Here is a 15,955-nt window from a genome sequence, read left to right on the forward strand (position 1 = left end):
GCAGGAGTAAAAGATTTATCAGAGACAACATAAGAAGTAGGTGTGTAGAAAGTTTTCAATTTTCTACACACCTCCTTTTATTTTCTTTCAAAATAAAAAAGCGTAAATAAAGTACGTAAAAACGACTTTACTTACGCTTTTATATACGCGTCATTATACACGTTCTACTTTACCTGATTTTAAAGCACGAGTAGAAACCCAAACGCGTTTAGGTTTTCCATCAACTAAAATACGTACTTTTTGAAGGTTAGGTTTCCAAGTACGTTTGTTAGCGTTCATTGCGTGTGAACGTTTATTACCTGTACGAGTTTTACGACCAGTTACTACACATTTTTTTGGCATCTATATTCCCTCCTTACAGATGAATCTGAAAGATTTTTTTCAGTTCGAGTATTTCACATACCATAATAATTTAACATAGACAAAAAATCTATGCAACTATTTTAGAGAATAGTTTCAAGAAAAAAGCCTTTACAGTCTAATAAAAAAGATGAAGGATTAGGTGAAAAAATGTTGTTACAAAATAAAATATAACACAAGATTTTAACGAAGTTATAGGAAAATACTGATAAACTAGACGAGCAACATCGTTCTCTTTTATAATCAAATTTTGTATAGTACAATATTTTTAGTTAAAATGAGCCAAGGGGGCAGTATCATGTCAATCGAAATTAGAACAGATTACGGCCAAATTGATATTTCTAATGATGTTATCGCTCAAATTGCTGGTGGAGCAGCTATTGAATGTTATGGTATTGTTGGAATGGCAAGTAAACATCAAATTCGAGATGGGTTAACGGATATTTTGAGAAAAGAGAATTTTGCGAAAGGTGTCATTGTACGGCAAGAAGGAGAAAATCTCCACATTGATATGTATATCATTGTCAGCTATGGGACTAAAATTTCTGAAGTAGCTTATCAAGTCCAATCAAAAGTAAAGTACACAATAAATAAGACATTAGGTTTGAACGTGAAATCAGTCAATATTTTCGTTCAAGGCGTTCGTGTAATGAACGGTGAATAGAGGAGGATATTAATCGAATGAAGTTATTAGATGGAACAAAATTTGCAGAGATGGTTCAGATGGGATCGCACCATCTAACTCAAAATGCAGATTTTGTAGATTCATTAAACGTATTCCCAGTACCAGATGGAGATACGGGAACTAATATGAATTTATCAATGATATCCGGGGCAAAAGAAACGGAAGCAAACGCCCAAAAACATATCGGTAAAACTGCCCAAAGTTTATCAAAAGGTTTATTGATGGGGGCGCGAGGAAACTCTGGGGTAATCTTATCCCAACTATTCCGTGGCTTTGGAAAATATTTAGAAAAAGAAAGTGAAATTAACGCGAAACAATTTGCTCAAGCTTTTCAAGCGGGAGTAGACACTGCCTATAAAGCGGTTATGAAGCCTGTAGAAGGGACAATTTTAACAGTTGCTCGTGAAGCAGCGGCAAAAGCGGTTGAAGTGGCAGAACATGAACAAGATATCATTAAAGTGATGGAAGCGCTTGTAGAAGAAGCTAAAAATTCATTAAAACGCACACCAGAATTGCTCCCTGTACTGAAAGAAGTTGGTGTAGTTGATAGTGGCGGACAAGGTCTTGTTTTTATTTATGAAGGCTTTCTAGCATCATTAAAAGGGGAAGCGCTACCAGAAAAAACGAAAGTCGATCATCTTGAAGAATTAGTAAATGCTGAACATCATCGGGCACAAGAGTTTATGAGCACAGAGGATATCGTATACGGTTATTGTACGGAAATTATGGTTCGTTTTGAGTCGGGAAAAGATCCCTTTGATGAAGCGAAGTTTCGTGAAGATTTAAGTAAGCTCGGGGATTCTTTACTGGTTGTTTCAGACAATGAAATTGCAAAAGTACATATCCATACTGAAACACCTGGAGTTGTTCTAAACGAAGGGCAAAAGTACGGAAGCCTCATTAAAATAAAAGTCGACAATATGCGTGAACAACATTCAGCAATCGTGAGTCCCGAGAAGAATGAAAAACAAACTGTTGAAAAACATCCATATGCTATCGTGACAGTTGCAATGGGTGAAGGGATTAGCAACTTGCTTCGTAGCATCGGAGCGTCTTATGTCATAGAAGGCGGTCAAACGATGAATCCTTCCACAGAAGATATCGTGAGAGCAGTAAAAGAAATCGGTGCAGAAAAAGTAATAATTTTACCAAATAACAAAAATATTGTGATGGCTGCTGAACAGGCGGTAGAACTATTAGATATTGAAGCGGCTGTAGTGCCAACAAAAACAATTCCTCAAGGGATGGCAGCGATATTTGCATTCAATCCGGGCGCATCTGTTGAAGAAAATAAAGAAGCGATGACAGAAGCGATTTCAGGAGTGAAGACGGGACAAATTACCTTTGCTGTAAGAGATACGACAATTGACGGCGTAGAAATCCATAAAGATGATTACATGGCAATAGCTGATGAAAAAATTGTTTCATCAACATCTAGTATGTTAGATGCTACTCGAGATTTATTAACTCGACTAATTGATGATGACACGGAAATCGTAACGATGATTTATGGTGAAGATGTAAATAAAGAACAAGTTCATGCAGTTGTTCAATTCATTGAGGAACAGTATTCAAATGTAGAATTGGATATTATTGATGGAAAACAAGCATTATATCCATTCATATTCTCTGTAGAATAAAAAACGTCTCTTTTGGAGCGGTCAGATAGGGATTTATAATTCCTAAAAAATTCGGCATAGTCGTTGATTTGCGGCTATGCCGTTTTTCGTTTAGTTTGGCAAATCGATAGCGCCAATGCAGTTATAGAAAATCTGAATCCGCTGAGTTCTGCGACCATCCACCTTTTCAGCCTTGAATACAATAATTTTGTCAATGAATTCCCGGATAATTTCTGCATCCAATTCTGTAATTTCTGTGTACTTTTTAACCAGTGCAAGGAAGCGGTCGGTATTGAGGGACTGTTCATTTGCTGCATCAATGGTATGCTTTAATTTGGTTATCCTTTCTTCCAGCGCCTTCTGCTCGGCTTCATATTCGGCTGACATTTTGTAAAAACGCTCTTCGGGAATTTTGCCTTTTCCTCATCACCGCTCATAATTTCATGAATGAATCTATTCCAGCGCTCGCTTTTTGCTTCTGGGTCATATTTAACGCTGGATATCTTTGTGAGTCTATCCTCACTGTTGTGAGGACGAAACTCCATCGATAACAGGAATAGAGTACATGGCATAGTCTGCTTGAAGTATCTCTTACGTTTCGGGGTATTCAGTTGTCAAGGAGCAGTGAGAGAAAAACTATGATTTCATTGATAGTTCATGAGAACTAATTCGAACCCCTTAAAATAAAAAACAGCCTGTCTTTTTTCCGGTAAAGACGGCTGTAATGCTTATGCTTTTGCTCAAATTAGAGCAAAAGTGGTATTTAGTTTAAGAAGGCTGCATACTTTTGCTTTTACAATAGACTTTCCAACTTTTTGTCTACCACTTAAATATACTCATTATACGTCGAAAAATTCACGTTTGCGTGATATACTTAATAAAGTTAGTAAATGAAACTTCAAGGAGGCTAAACAGATGGCAGTATGCTATAAAAAACTGTTTCATTTGTTAATAGAAAAAGAAATGACAAATACGGATTTACAGAAACAAGCTGGTTTTTCCGCTAATATTATTACTCGACTTAAACGAAACGGATATGTTTCGCTGGAAACTATAGAAAGTATATGTAGAACATTAAATTGTGGTGTGGAAGATATATTGGAGTTTGTTCCGAATGAAGATAAAAAGTAATTTCTATTTGGCTAATAATAAATTGTACAAAAGGAGGGATAGAATGAAGATGTATGCAATTATGGATATCAAAGAAGATCTTGAGAAATATGATCAGTCATTGCTAAATATTCTCCTGAAAGATAGAACTACAAATCAAAATATAATATGGGCTACAAATGATTATTCAAAATTTGGCGATATGTATAAGGCTGAATATGAAATTAAGGCACATTTAATTACAAACCCTAAGAAAAAACTGATACAACCTAGAACAACTAAGAGTTACAAGAAAAAGAGTATTCGAACAAGAGAAAAGGCTGAAGTCTTTACACCTTCATGGATATGCAATGAACAAAACAATCTTATTGATGAGCAATGGTTTGGCAGAAAAGATGTTTTTAATATACAAAAAAACAAATCATGGGAAGCAATAAATAAGGCAAGAGAAGGGACTTGGACAATAGATGAAAAAGATGTTTCACATTTACGTGACAGATTGGCGAAATATTTTCAAAATGCCAATCGCTTTATTTTTAATTGTTGGATTAATGATTCTTCCATCTTTTTACGCATGGTTCAATTTAAAAGCAGCATGGGATCCGTACGGAGATACTTCAGGGATTGCGATTGCTGTTACGAACGAAGACGAGGGAGCGGTTATTGATCATCAAGGTGTAAAGAAAGAAATAAAGGTGGGCGAAGAGGTTGTTAAAAGCTTAAAAGACAATCCCGTGTTCGACTGGACATTTGTCAGTACGGAAGAAGCGGAGCGAGGAGTGAATCATGGCGACTATTATGCAAGTATTTTCATTCCGAATGATTTTTCTGCTCAGCTTGCGACGATTTTAGAAGAAAATCCTGAACATCCAGAAATTCAGTACAGCGTTAATGAAAAAATTAATGCCATTGCTCCGAAAATTACGGCAAAAGGAGCCACAAGCATTATTGAAGAAGTGAACAAAAATTTTGTGAAAACGGTCAGTGAGGCGCTATTTACAGAGTTCAATAAAATTGGACTTGAACTTGAAAAAGAATTGCCAACAATCCGGCATATGGAACAGCGTGTGTTCGAGCTGGAAAAGCGTCTTCCAGCTATTGAAGAAGCAGGGAAAAAAGCATTAGCCTTCGAACAAAAACTACCGGAGATTCGGGATAAAGGCGAAAAAATCGTCGAGCTTGAGAAGAAAATCCCGGAAATTATGCAAGCGGGCGACTATATTTTGAAGCTTGAAGAATCCCTCCCCAAAATAGAGGAAGTTGGCAATGAAATCATCGTTATTCAGCAAAAGCTACCAGACATCCAAAAAGCGGTGGACCGGATTGTTGAAATTGACCAAAACTTTTACAAAGTAGAAGAAGCGTTGAATAAAGCGATAGAGAATGCGGAAAAAGCGGATGTAATTATTCGTGAGGCACAAGAAGCTTTGCCGAAAGTAGAGAAAATCGCCAAAGATGGAGGGGCGTTCGCTGCTAGCTTAAATGATTTTTTACAGCAAAATGACGGAGCGTTTGCGGCGATTGCACCTGTGATAAAGCAAAATATAAGTCTTCTTCAACAAACAGCTGATGCTGTGACTCAACTGACAGATATACTGAAACAAGAAAAGATTAATCCAGAACCGACGCTTGACGCTTTAGCCTTTTTACAAGAACGTCTTGCTTCAGGGGCAACCATTGCAGGTCGAATAGCTGATTTGTTTACAAAGCTGAACGCCTATTTGCCAACCCAACCGCTTGACCATGTCATTCAGCGTTTAAACGATGTGCAAACAAATTTCGAGCAACAAACCGAAGCGATGAAAAGCATTCAAACGGTTATTGAGCGAGGAGAGCAGCCTGCCAAAACAGCGATTAACAATTTGAATAGTTTATCAAAGAATGCCAGCCGCACACTTGGCGATATTTTAGAACGCTATGACACAGAAATTGTTCCATCCATTCAAGAAGCACTAGCCAATTTGAAATCATCAGCTCAAAACGCCGCTGACGTATTAGAAATGGCTCAAACACGTCTGCCAGATATAGAAGCTATATTAGATGATGCGGCAAAAGGGGTGGACTATAGTCAGGAAGAATTAGCCCGGCTAAAAAATGAATTGCCGGCTATTAGAACCAACTTGCATGAAGCGGCTGAAACGATTCAAGGAAAAATGGATCAGCTGACAGAAGCCGTGAATCAAGCCGCCGCTTTCATGAAGCAAGATTGGCCGCAGTTGGAACCGAAAATTCGCGAAGCTGCAGAGTTTGTTCGTACCGATTTGCCAAAGGCTGAAGAAGAAATTCATCAATTGGCTGATTTTATTCAGCAAAAGCTGCCCGAAATTGAAGAAAGTGTGCATAGATTAGCGGACCTTGTTCGTACCGATTTACCAGAATTAGAAGACTCGGTGAGAAAGGCAGCTGATAAAATTCGGCAATTTGAACAGTCACAAGATTTGGATGACATAATTGCATTGCTGAAAAATGATATTCAAAACGAAAGTGATTTTTTAGCTAATCCTGTTCACTTAAAAGAAAACAAGAAATTTCCGATTCCAAACTACGGATCAGCTATGTCACCGTTTTACACAACATTATCCTTATGGGTAGGCGCTCTTTTGCTTGTGTCCTTACTGCGGTTTGATGTAGAAAATCCAGAAGAGGCCTATAAAAGCCATCACATTTATTTTGGGCGCCTGTTTACCTTTTGGACAATTGGATTTTTTCAAGCACTTATTGTAACAATCGGGGATATGGTAATACTTGGAGCATATGTGGCTGACCCATTTTTCTTTGTGTTATTCGGGATATTGATTAGTCTTGTATTTATGACTATCGTGTACACATTCGTGTCGGTGTTTGGCAACATTGGAAAAGCATTTGCCATTATTATGCTTGTCTTGCAGTTATCTGCATCCGGCGGCACGTTTCCGGTGCAAGTTACACCACCGTTTTTCCAAGCTATTCATTCGTTTTTACCGTTCACGTATGCGATTAGCTTAATGCGCGAAACAGTAGGAGGAATGCTAGCGGATATTGTCATTCGTGATATCGTCTGTTTATTGCTGTTTCTCGCAGGTGCTTTTTTAATCGGTGTCGCCTTAAAAGGACCGCTCAGCAAATCGACAAAGCGTGTAACTGAAATGGCAAAAATGAGTAAAATTATTCATTGATGAGATGTACTCTTATGGAAGGACGGCCATTGTAAAGGCGTCTTTCCATTTTTTTATGTAAGCAACAAATAGCATGGCAATGTTATGTTGTTGACACAACCGTATAATCACTGTACATTTAGGGCGTTATACTGCTCTCTTTCAGATGGAGAGTCCAACCATTAACTGTAACGGTGTGATTAGATGAAACCATTCGTTAAAACGTTATTAATTATTATTGGATTGATTTCCCTCGCTTTAGGTGTGTTCGGGATTATTGTGCCTTTATTGCCGACAACACCATTTTTACTACTTTCCGCCGCTTGTTATATTAAAAGCTCTGAAAAGCTTTATCAATGGTTAATTACACATAAAGTTCTCGGCTTATATATTCAAAGCTTCCGTTCCGGAAAAGCCATTCCGATCAAAGTAAAACTGATGGCGATTGGGACCGTATGGCTGTCATTTGGCTTTTCGGCTATCTTTGTAGTTGACCACATTTGGCTCAAAGCTTTTTTTATTTTCGGTGCATTGTTTTGGACAGTGATTGTACTATCCGTTAAATCATTTCGAAAGCCATCCAACCATGAAAACACGAATCAGCCAGGGTAACCCTGGCTGATTTGTCATTCATCTTCGTCTTCCAACTCTTCATCTGCAAATTCAAAATCTGCCTCTGTTCCATCCATCTATTCAACCGCCATTTTAATTTCAGCAGTTTCTCCTTTTTTAATTGCATTCAAAATCGTCCGTAAAGCTTTTTCCTCTGAAGCATCTGGGGCAAGGGAAAAATCATTTGTAAATTCACATTTAATTTTCGCTTTTTTCATTTCATATGCCACGATGTTGTTCCTCCATTATTTTTCATTTTAAAAATGCCTACGCATACACGATATGCAATTAAGCTCATACTTGTGAGATATTTCCCTTTTTACAGAAACCGCCTGGTACCATGCCTTTAACGAAACCATGAAAACGTATGACTGTGAATTGCCTCTTGAACTGTTTAGTCAATGAGTCGGCACAGATGATACCGTTCTTCATGAGTTCTTTCATGCACAGCTAGGGGAGCGCTGCAATCTCGCAGAAATTGAAACAAAGGCTAAAAGCTTACATACGATTCAAATGGAGAAAATGGAAGCGCGCGAAGGAGTAAAAGAGTATTTAGAAGAAGCAAAAGAATTAGGGCTGCAAATTGGACTTGCTTGAAAACCATCCAATCTTCTGGATTGTTCAATATCTTGACTTTGCTCTTGTAGGATTTTTTAGAAGAACTATCTGATAACTTTGAAAGGCTTTTTGCGTTGACTGTAATCAGTCGTTTCAGCTTGGAATAGGCACTTTCCTTTGCAGAATCACTTACTCGTGATTCCACCACATAGACCGTACCTCCGATAGCAGATTCGGTTGTGTGGATGTTAATTTGATTTTCCATATCGTGCCCTCCTGATAGCTGTAATAGACATTGCTGGAGTATCCATGCACGATACACCAGTGCGAAGGATCTGCATTTTTACTACGTTGAATAATTACTGGAGAGCCTTTTGCCTGTGGTAGTATAAACATTCCTTCATCATGCTCTGTATCAAAATCGCTAGGGTCATAGGATTTGAAAAGTCTATTTTTAATCATGTTCTGCGTCCTTTCTTTCCATGTTGAACACATGGGATGAAAGCCTGTACTATCAATGTTTTTAAGCTTTGTAGCAAGATGTAGCAGGTAAAAACTAAACTCTCTATACGAGAGCGTTTTTTCATATAACCTGTTTTACTTGCTACAAGCTGCTACAATGTGTTTAAAAGAAGAAAAACTCATCGTCATTGGCCAGCTTATAGCCAATTAAAAGTGTGGTCATCCCACCGCCAGAACGGGGTCGTTTCCGCTCCTCACGGGTGATGGCGGACAAGGCCTGTTTGAAGTTTCTGGCATTCTCCGAATAACAGCCATTGGCACTGCACCAGCGCTGATACCGGTCATACACTTCGGATGTCCGCACCTCACTGTTAGGACTTTCCTCCAAGGCATCTTCAAAGAGCAATGCGATTTTATTGCTGTCACGTTTATATGCCTCCGTTGCTGTCTTAATGGATTCAGGTAACGTCAAGCCTTCCTTCTTTAACAGTCGATAACCTTCAATGAGCCAGTTGAGGATAGCACTTTGATTCTTCGATTTGGCGAATTGTTTTAAGTTTTTATCCTGCGCGCTTTCATCGAAGTGTCGTTCAAAAGGGATCATCACCACTCTGTCACTGGAAAACAGCGTCATATCCGTAATAACAGGCAGATAATTGGTGTTGATATACAACTTAAACTTCGGTGAGAAGTCAAAGGAATTCTCGTGCAGAAACCTTGCATTAATGGTGTCACCGCCCGTCATGCTTTTTCCTGCGCCGCATTTAGAACAAGTCCTCTTCTAGCAATAATCACTTCATCCATGGATGGTCTGTGTATGGATTCCGGTATGTGTGGAATTCTCATGATAGACTCCTTTCATATATGACCACGGTTCGATTGTTTATTTCTTATATGTGTATGCCTGATAGATGGTTACAAGAAGATGGTTGCTACTAACAAAAATGGTCAAGAGGAGGCACAATATTATTACATATTAGAAGGAGAAACAGACCATGCAATATAATGAAATATCCTGTTCGATGGGGGGAGTGCTTTGAGTCTATTTAAACATTTGATCAATCGTTGGTCTCGTTCTGAACGGCAACGGTCTGTAAATCGTGATCTTCAGCATACACAGAAAACTAAGGCAGCATTATCCAATCAGTTGGATAACAATCTTCAATTGCTTCAAAAGGTTTATGCGGACTGTTCCGACATCATCTTTCACAATTTTTGGATTGGAGATCAAATACAAGCTGTACTCATTTACATCGATGGTCTTACAAATACCGAAGAAGTTGATCAACATGTTCTGGCACCGCTGCAGAAAGATTTTCCTCATGAATACAATCTGGAAACGATTCGCAAAAAAATTGCCGTCTCTTACATCAAACAAGTAGAAATAATCGACGATATCATTGCGGAAATATCTGTAGGAAATGCATTCCTGCTTGTGGATCAAGAAAATCAAGGATTATCAATCGGGGTATCCCAATGGAAAACACGCAGCATTGAAGAGCCTTCTGCAGAGTCTGTATTACGGGGGCCAAGAGAAGGGTTCATCGAATCGCTACAAGCGAACACAGCTTTACTTCGTCGAAAAGTGAGAAATTCCAATCTGAAAATTAGAACGATGTCCATCGGTACTTATACTGCAACACCGATCGGCATTGCCTACATAGAAGGAATTGCCGAGCCTGATTTGATCCAAGAAATGATGAGTCGCTTGGAACGGATTGAGATCGATGGCATTCTTGATAGTATGTACATTGAGGAATTGATCGAGGACAATCCATACTCCCCATTTCCTCAAGTTCTTTCGACTGAGAGGCCTGATGTAGCTGGAGCTTATTTATTAGAAGGGCATATCGTTGTCCTTGTCGATGGCTCTCCTAGCGTGCTAATTGCTCCGACAACGATGTTTGCTTTACTGCAGTCTCCAGAGGATTATTATGAACGCTATGTGGGCAGTACTGCCATTCGCTGGCTTAGATATCTATTTTTTATTATTTCATTACTTGGACCTTCGATTTATATTGCAGTAATTACTTTTCATCAAGAGATGATTCCAACCAAACTTTTATTAACGATGGCTAAATCACGTGAACAAATACCGTTCCCAGCGCTTGTGGAGGCCTTGCTAATGGAAATAATGTTTGAAGCGTTACGAGAGGCTGGTGCCAGACTCCCCAAACAAATTGGAGCTGCCGTTAGTATTGTCGGAGCACTTGTCATTGGACAGGCAGCTATATCCGCTGGTATTGTATCCGCACCTATGGTAATGGTTGTGGCCATCACCGGCGTTGCATCGTTTATGGTGCCACGATACGTTTTAGGAATCCCGATCAGGTTACTCCGTTTCCCGCTGATGTTTCTTGCAGGATTTCTTGGATTGCTTGGATTGCTTCTTGGTGTGATTGTCATCTTGAATCATCTTTTAGCCCTTCGATCTTTCGGGGTACCCTATTTAACGCCGCTGGCTCCTGTACAAAGCAGTGATAACAAAGATGTGCTGTGGAGGGCTCCACACTGGAGAATGAATACAAGACCACACTTAACTGGCATGCAGAATCTTTACCGCCAGTCTTCTAATCAGCGGGGGGATCAACCAGCAGAGGATGACGATGAATGATGAAGAGGGTGGATTTTATGAATTATAGGCGAAAAATTAGCTTTATCCTCTTAGCTTTAATGTCCTGTTCGCTCTTGCTTACCGGGTGCTGGGATCAGGTTGAGGTGAACGATTTAGCGATTGTTACGATGGCCGGTTTGGATTTGACAGACGAAAACCAATTGGAGCTATCGGTAAATATTGCGCGTACTTCATCTCAACAGCCACAGGAAAATAGTGATTCCAGCAGCGGGCAACTAAATGGAGTGTCCGTTATTCTGTCAACAACTGGAAATGCACTGGCGGAAGCAGTGTCAAAGTTGCAGCAGAAGCTATCTCGACAATTGTTCTGGGGACATAACGAGATCATTATTTTTGGAGAAAAACTGGCTAAAGAAGGAATTGCTGATCCTCTCGAATTTTTAATGCGTCATCCAAATACCAGAGAAAGAGCCAATATATTTATTAGTATAGGCTCAGCCAAAGAAGTCCTTTCTCTTGCTCCTCAAATAGATCAGTATGTTGCGGATGATTTACTGGAAATGGCTAGATTGCAGACGGGATTGAATATTACATTGAAAGAGTTAATGCAAATGATAATCAGTAAATCGCAAGCAGCTGTCATCCCATGCTTGATTATCGAGACTAAACAGGATCACCAACAATCCTATCCGTTTATACATGGAAGCGCAATTTTAAAAAAAGGGAAACTCGCAGGTCTTGTAGATTCTAGTACAACGAGAGGGATCATGTGGGCTAGAAATGAATTAGACAGAGGCACTGTGACGATATCACCGGAAAATTCTGAAGGATATATTTCTTTTCAATTGCTACGCAGCTCTACCGAAGTCATTCCACATATTCATGGGGATCTTTGGAGAATTACGCTCAGAATTCAAACGCTGGATGATATCATTGAAAATACGACAGATCTGGATTTATCAGTTTCCAAACATATTGAAGAACTGGAAATGGAATTGGAGAATGACATCAAGCGTCGTATAAATGAGGCGCTTACAGTTGCACAAGAACAGATGAACGCCGATATTTTTCAATTTGCTGATGCGTTTTATCGCAAATATCCTAACATATGGAAACAAAATAAAGATCGTTGGAGCGATATTTTCACTAACCTAGATGTTGTTGTCGAAGCTGATGCAAAAATTTCAAGACCAGGAGAGATAGGAAAGAGTATCTTGAAATCGAATCAGGAGTAATCGCATATGAAATGGATTGCAGGTTTTATGATCGTAGTAATCGTGATCCTGATGGTCATCATCGAATGGCAGAAGATGAGCCGTCAGATGAAGCGTGAAAAAACTGCTTTCATTGTACTGGTCATTTCAGGAGTAATCCTTGCTTATTTACTATTGCTCTTTCCTGATGTGCCAGGTCCTACGCAGTTAATAGATGCGGTATGTCGGCCGATTACAAACATATTGTAATCTAGGATCACTGAAAGGTAGGCAGAGAAAAAATGATTGAAAAAGGGAGAATTTCAGCTTCCCAATTGGGAAAAATATTGTATATGGCGATTATTCCCACTTCGCTTCTCACCACACCTTCCATAACGTTCAAATATGCTAAACAGGATATGTGGCTGTCACCAATATGGGCAATTAGCGGTTTTATCACCCTTTTTATTGTTTTGCGGTTTTATCGCATGTACCCATCCGAAAATATCATTCAGATTATGGAACGAATTGGAAGACGAATTCCCGGCAAGATAATTAGCGGCATCTATTTGCTTTTTATTTTGTATGTTAATGGTGTTATCGTAAGAGAATACAGCGAATTTGTAGTGAGTACATTTCTACATACGACCCCAATTGTCGTCATTTCGGGACTCATGGTATTAGTGTGCGCTATGGCAGTTCGAGGAGGTTTAGAAATCGTAGGAAGGTTTGCCGAGCTGTTTCTCCCAATTTTCATCACACTTTTCCTGTTCAATATCATACCGATCATTGCTGATTTGCAATGGTCAAACTTGTTCCCTATATTGGGAGAGGGAATTAGACCCTCGATAGAGGGAGCTTTTGTGCTGCAAACCTGGTTTAGTGAAATGATCATCGCATCATTTCTTCTCCCTTTTGTAGCAGATCATCATAATGCGAAAAAGAACCTCTCAAGAAGTTTGCTAGCGATCATGGTAACGCTTTCTGTTTCCAATCTGGCTACCTTACTGCTGCTCGGAGAATTAACAGGCTATTTTTCGTATCCTTTTCTTATATTAGCGAGATATATAAATATCTCAAATTTTATAAATCATCTGGAATCGCTGTATATGATTATATGGGTATTGGGTGCATTTGTTAAAATATGTGTATTTTATTATGTTACGGTTCTTGTCGCATCACAATGGATGAAACTTTCCAATTATCAGCCAATCGTGTACCCGCTTGGCTTGTTGCTTCTATTGTTCAGCCAATGGGTGGCTCCTAATTACCAGGTGCTAACAGAAGCGATAGCTGGTCCTGTTACTCTTGCCATGATAACCATGTTCGTAATCATCCCAACACTCCTATTATGCATTGTCTCGATAGTAAACAGATTGCATAACTGAACAATCTCCTGTTGTTTGAGGAGTTGTGTTTGTACATCGGTATCTTCAAAATGTTGAACAAGCCGTATAGCCTTATCCAAGATTTGACATGCACCTCCATACCCTTGTTAGGAGTGGAATGGTGGCTTTACTGTCATTCAAGTTCCGGGAAGAGTTTGGCTCCAAGGATATATTGACTCTGTGTCCCTACGTCAAGGTAACCTTTATACCTATATACCAAAAGACATGTTTTCCATCGCTATTTTTCTTGACTCCCCACTGCGGGTCAAGGGGCATGTGATCTCGTAAAACATGGAACGGCTCATGAAATTAGGCGGCGATTTCTTTCTCAAAGATTGATTTTTGTTCCTCTTCTTCTTGTTTTTGTTTCAGCCAAGCTTCACGTTCGGCTTTGGTTTTTCGCCCACGTTTTTTTGGGTTTTGGCTGTTCATTTTCTTGCTTTATAGGCGCTTGATCTCGAGCTTCGATATGAGTTGCATCTATGGCAACCGTATCGTCAGTTTACTGGTCTTTTTTTCTGCCCCGCTTGAAGCTGTTCATTTAAGTTTTTCTTCATCCCTAAGTGAACGCTTCTTTTAGGGACGTTTTTTTATTTATATATAGAACTTCTAATTAGTGGCAGAGAAAAATAAAAATTATTGTTTTGATACAAAATAACAGTTCATGTTACACTTAATTCAAACTTAACAAATAGGTGATGTTATGAAATTTACCTCTGTTTTTGATATTATCGGTCCCATCATGGTAGGACCTTCTTCCTCTCATACAGCAGGAGCTGTTCGGATAGGGAAAGTGGCAAGGGATTTATTTGGAAAAAAACCAACGTGGGCAAAAATCCATTTATATGGTTCTTTTGCGGAAACTTACCGCGGTCATGGGACAGATGTTGCCATTGTAGGTGGATTATTAAATTTTGACACTTTCGATACTAGAATTATTGATTCCTTTAAGCATGCAAAAGAAGAAAATTTACAATTTGAATTTATTCCAGAAACAGCAAACAAAGAACATCCTAATACAGCAAGAATAGTATTGGGTGATGAAGAATCGGAATTGTCGATTGAAGCGATTTCGATTGGCGGTGGAAAAATTGAAATTAGTGAAGTAAATGGATTTAAATTGCGTTTAACTGGCGGGATGCCTACTATTTTAGTCGTTCACAATGACCGAGCAGGGTGCATTGCCAATGTAGCCAACATTTTAGCCATGCATGATGTGAATATCGGGCATATGGAAGTGTCTCGAATCGACCGCGGTTCTACAGCATTAATGGTTATTGAAGTTGACCAAAATGTAGATGAAAAAATACTAACTCAAATTTCTTTAATCCCTAATATTACGAAAGTTTCGAAAATCAATACTTAAAAGAGGAGATGCTATGGATTTACTATTTCGAAATGTCAGAGAATTAATTGAGCTTTGTGAAAATGAAAATAAAAGCATTTCTGAAGTGATGATTGAACAAGAAATATTAATGACGAATCGCTCTAGAGAAGAAATTATTGAGCAGATGGATAAAAATTTAACTGTGATGGAACAAGCAGTTGAACGAGGATTAAAAGGTGTAAAATCAGTCACTGGTTTGACTGGTGGTGATAGTGTTTTATTGCAAAAGTACATTGAAAAAGGAAACACTCTATCAGGGGAATTGATGTTAGATGCGGTAAGTAAGGCGATGGCAACAAATGAAGTGAATGCAGCTATGGGAATCATTTGTGCAACACCTACTGCTGGTTCCGCCGGAGTAGTGCCTGGCACTCTTTTTGCTGTAAAGAATAAGCTTAATCCTACTCGTGAACAAATGATTCGTTATTTATTTACTGCAGGTGCTTTCGGGTTTGTAGTAGCAAATAACGCAAGCATTTCTGGTGCAGCTGGAGGTTGCCAAGCGGAGGTAGGTTCAGCCGCAGGAATGGCCGCTGCTGCCATTGTAGAAATGGCTGGAGGAACTCCAAAACAAAGTGCAGAAGCTTTCGCCATTACGTTAAAAAATATGCTAGGTCTAGTTTGTGACCCGGTCGCTGGATTGGTGGAAGTTCCTTGTGTAAAACGTAATGCAATCGGTGCTAACAACGCTCTTGTTGCTGCGGACATGGCGCTTGCTGGAATCGAAAGTAGAATTCCTTGTGATGAAGTAATTGGTGCTATGTTTAGAATTGGGCAAACAATGCATCCAAACTTGAAAGAAACTGGTAGAGGAGGACTTGCTGCTACACCGACTGGAAAAGCAATTGCTGCAAAAATATTTGGAGCGTGAA

General features: G+C 39.2%; 17 protein-coding genes and 1 pseudogene. 11 read left to right on the forward strand and 7 right to left on the reverse strand.

Going from position 1 to position 15,955, the window contains the following annotated elements:
• Positions 1-153: 153 nt before the first annotated feature.
• Entirely contained in the window at positions 154-342 is a 189-nt protein-coding gene (gene rpmB / locus UtA1_RS07940) for a 50S ribosomal protein L28 (RefSeq protein ID WP_096550629.1), read from the reverse strand.
• A gap of 316 nt (positions 343-658) precedes the next feature.
• Here rpmB and UtA1_RS07945 point away from each other — a divergent pair, with 316 nt between their 5' ends.
• Together UtA1_RS07945 and UtA1_RS07950 are read left to right on the forward strand one after the other, a co-directional pair.
• Positions 659-1,024 (forward strand): Asp23/Gls24 family envelope stress response protein, encoded by a 366-nt coding sequence (locus UtA1_RS07945; RefSeq protein WP_096550630.1) that lies wholly within the window; start codon positions 659-661, stop codon positions 1,022-1,024.
• Positions 1,025-1,041: 17 nt separating this feature from the next.
• A complete protein-coding gene (locus tag UtA1_RS07950) occupies positions 1,042-2,685 on the forward strand; it encodes a DAK2 domain-containing protein (RefSeq protein ID WP_096550631.1) in 1,644 nt (547 codons plus the stop codon).
• A 90-nt stretch (positions 2,686-2,775) separates the two neighbouring features.
• Here the strand turns inward: UtA1_RS07950 and UtA1_RS07955 are convergent, their stop codons facing one another.
• Together UtA1_RS07955 and UtA1_RS07960 are read right to left on the reverse strand one after the other, a co-directional pair.
• On the reverse strand, positions 2,776-3,051 hold the full coding sequence (locus UtA1_RS07955) for a DUF4368 domain-containing protein (RefSeq protein ID WP_232019919.1): 276 nt from the start codon (positions 3,049-3,051) through the stop codon (positions 2,776-2,778).
• A complete protein-coding gene (locus UtA1_RS07960) occupies positions 3,003-3,236 on the reverse strand; it encodes a hypothetical protein (RefSeq protein ID WP_331855287.1) in 234 nt (77 codons plus the stop codon). The genes UtA1_RS07955 and UtA1_RS07960 overlap by 49 nt, the downstream gene beginning before the upstream one ends.
• Positions 3,237-3,579: 343 nt before the next feature.
• Here UtA1_RS07960 and UtA1_RS07965 point away from each other — a divergent pair, with 343 nt between their 5' ends.
• From UtA1_RS07965 to UtA1_RS07975, 3 genes are all read left to right on the forward strand, one after another.
• Positions 3,580-3,795, forward strand: a complete 216-nt coding sequence (locus UtA1_RS07965) for a helix-turn-helix domain-containing protein (RefSeq protein WP_096550632.1) — start codon at positions 3,580-3,582, stop codon at positions 3,793-3,795.
• A gap of 446 nt (positions 3,796-4,241) precedes the next feature.
• On the forward strand, positions 4,242-6,929 hold the full coding sequence (locus UtA1_RS07970) for a YhgE/Pip domain-containing protein (RefSeq protein ID WP_096550633.1): 2,688 nt from the start codon (positions 4,242-4,244) through the stop codon (positions 6,927-6,929).
• A 183-nt stretch (positions 6,930-7,112) separates the two neighbouring features.
• Positions 7,113-7,520: a YbaN family protein gene (locus tag UtA1_RS07975; protein WP_096550634.1), complete on the forward strand. Its 408-nt coding sequence runs from the start codon at positions 7,113-7,115 to the stop codon at positions 7,518-7,520.
• A 77-nt stretch (positions 7,521-7,597) separates the two neighbouring features.
• Here UtA1_RS07975 and UtA1_RS17125 read toward each other — a convergent pair whose 3' ends face one another.
• From UtA1_RS17125 to UtA1_RS07985, 3 genes are all read right to left on the reverse strand, one after another.
• The gene (locus tag UtA1_RS17125) at positions 7,598-7,750 is read right to left on the reverse strand and encodes a hypothetical protein (protein ID WP_172597853.1); all 153 of its coding nucleotides are present in this window, start codon (positions 7,748-7,750) and stop codon (positions 7,598-7,600) included.
• 260 nt (positions 7,751-8,010) lie between these two features.
• Positions 8,011-8,343, reverse strand: a complete 333-nt coding sequence (locus tag UtA1_RS17130) for a transposon-encoded TnpW family protein (protein WP_096550635.1) — start codon at positions 8,341-8,343, stop codon at positions 8,011-8,013.
• 360 nt (positions 8,344-8,703) lie between these two features.
• Entirely contained in the window at positions 8,704-9,285 is a 582-nt protein-coding gene (locus UtA1_RS07985; RefSeq protein ID WP_197722757.1) for a primase-like DNA-binding domain-containing protein, read from the reverse strand.
• A gap of 291 nt (positions 9,286-9,576) precedes the next feature.
• Between UtA1_RS07985 and UtA1_RS07990 the strand changes: the two genes are divergently transcribed.
• From UtA1_RS07990 to UtA1_RS08005, 4 genes are read left to right on the forward strand one after another with little or no spacing between them, the layout of a single operon-like run.
• Positions 9,577-11,154, forward strand: coding sequence for a spore germination protein (locus UtA1_RS07990; protein WP_096550636.1), 1,578 nt, complete (start codon positions 9,577-9,579; stop codon positions 11,152-11,154).
• Positions 11,151-12,350 (forward strand): Ger(x)C family spore germination protein, encoded by a 1,200-nt coding sequence (locus tag UtA1_RS07995; RefSeq protein WP_232019920.1) that lies wholly within the window; start codon positions 11,151-11,153, stop codon positions 12,348-12,350. The genes UtA1_RS07990 and UtA1_RS07995 overlap by 4 nt, the downstream gene beginning before the upstream one ends.
• Before the next feature lie 6 nt (positions 12,351-12,356).
• Complete coding sequence (locus UtA1_RS08000; protein ID WP_096550637.1) at positions 12,357-12,578, forward strand: hypothetical protein; 222 nt, start codon at positions 12,357-12,359, stop codon at positions 12,576-12,578.
• 32 nt (positions 12,579-12,610) lie between these two features.
• Positions 12,611-13,696 (forward strand): GerAB/ArcD/ProY family transporter, encoded by a 1,086-nt coding sequence (locus tag UtA1_RS08005; RefSeq protein WP_096550638.1) that lies wholly within the window; start codon positions 12,611-12,613, stop codon positions 13,694-13,696.
• Between the two features lie 108 nt (positions 13,697-13,804).
• On the opposite strand, the pseudogene UtA1_RS17640 reads toward UtA1_RS08005, so the two are convergent.
• Positions 13,805-14,195: pseudogene (locus UtA1_RS17640) on the reverse strand (IS5/IS1182 family transposase); the annotation flags it as partial.
• A 204-nt stretch (positions 14,196-14,399) separates the two neighbouring features.
• Here UtA1_RS17640 and sdaAB point away from each other — a divergent pair.
• Together sdaAB and sdaAA are read left to right on the forward strand one after the other, a co-directional pair.
• The gene (sdaAB, locus tag UtA1_RS08010; RefSeq protein ID WP_016837455.1) at positions 14,400-15,062 is read left to right on the forward strand and encodes an L-serine ammonia-lyase, iron-sulfur-dependent subunit beta; all 663 of its coding nucleotides are present in this window, start codon (positions 14,400-14,402) and stop codon (positions 15,060-15,062) included.
• A gap of 13 nt (positions 15,063-15,075) precedes the next feature.
• Positions 15,076-15,954 (forward strand): L-serine ammonia-lyase, iron-sulfur-dependent, subunit alpha, encoded by an 879-nt coding sequence (gene sdaAA / locus UtA1_RS08015; RefSeq protein WP_096550639.1) that lies wholly within the window; start codon positions 15,076-15,078, stop codon positions 15,952-15,954.
• Position 15,955 lies beyond the last annotated feature (1 nt).

This window comes from Ureibacillus thermosphaericus (assembly GCF_002370195.2).
GTDB lineage: Bacteria > Bacillota > Bacilli > Bacillales_A > Planococcaceae > Ureibacillus > Ureibacillus thermosphaericus.

What these genes read in the sequence shown, in the direction of transcription:
- rpmB (WP_096550629.1), bottom strand. Translation starts at nt 342, where the DNA reads ATGCCAAAAAAATGTGTAGTAACTGGTCGTAAAACTCGTACAGGTAAT.
- UtA1_RS07945 (WP_096550630.1), top strand. Translation starts at nt 659, where the DNA reads ATGTCAATCGAAATTAGAACAGATTACGGCCAAATTGATATTTCTAAT.
- UtA1_RS07950 (WP_096550631.1), top strand. Translation starts at nt 1,042, where the DNA reads ATGAAGTTATTAGATGGAACAAAATTTGCAGAGATGGTTCAGATGGGA.
- UtA1_RS07955 (WP_232019919.1), bottom strand. Translation starts at nt 3,051, where the DNA reads ATGTCAGCCGAATATGAAGCCGAGCAGAAGGCGCTGGAAGAAAGGATA.
- UtA1_RS07960 (WP_331855287.1), bottom strand. Translation starts at nt 3,236, where the DNA reads ATGCCATGTACTCTATTCCTGTTATCGATGGAGTTTCGTCCTCACAAC.
- UtA1_RS07965 (WP_096550632.1), top strand. Translation starts at nt 3,580, where the DNA reads ATGGCAGTATGCTATAAAAAACTGTTTCATTTGTTAATAGAAAAAGAA.
- UtA1_RS07970 (WP_096550633.1), top strand. Translation starts at nt 4,242, where the DNA reads ATGAAAAAGATGTTTCACATTTACGTGACAGATTGGCGAAATATTTTC.
- UtA1_RS07975 (WP_096550634.1), top strand. Translation starts at nt 7,113, where the DNA reads ATGAAACCATTCGTTAAAACGTTATTAATTATTATTGGATTGATTTCC.
- UtA1_RS17130 (WP_096550635.1), bottom strand. Translation starts at nt 8,343, where the DNA reads ATGGAAAATCAAATTAACATCCACACAACCGAATCTGCTATCGGAGGT.
- UtA1_RS07985 (WP_197722757.1), bottom strand. Translation starts at nt 9,285, where the DNA reads ATGACGGGCGGTGACACCATTAATGCAAGGTTTCTGCACGAGAATTCC.
- UtA1_RS07995 (WP_232019920.1), top strand. Translation starts at nt 11,151, where the DNA reads ATGATGAAGAGGGTGGATTTTATGAATTATAGGCGAAAAATTAGCTTT.
- UtA1_RS08000 (WP_096550637.1), top strand. Translation starts at nt 12,357, where the DNA reads ATGAAATGGATTGCAGGTTTTATGATCGTAGTAATCGTGATCCTGATG.
- UtA1_RS08005 (WP_096550638.1), top strand. Translation starts at nt 12,611, where the DNA reads ATGATTGAAAAAGGGAGAATTTCAGCTTCCCAATTGGGAAAAATATTG.
- sdaAB (WP_016837455.1), top strand. Translation starts at nt 14,400, where the DNA reads ATGAAATTTACCTCTGTTTTTGATATTATCGGTCCCATCATGGTAGGA.
- sdaAA (WP_096550639.1), top strand. Translation starts at nt 15,076, where the DNA reads ATGGATTTACTATTTCGAAATGTCAGAGAATTAATTGAGCTTTGTGAA.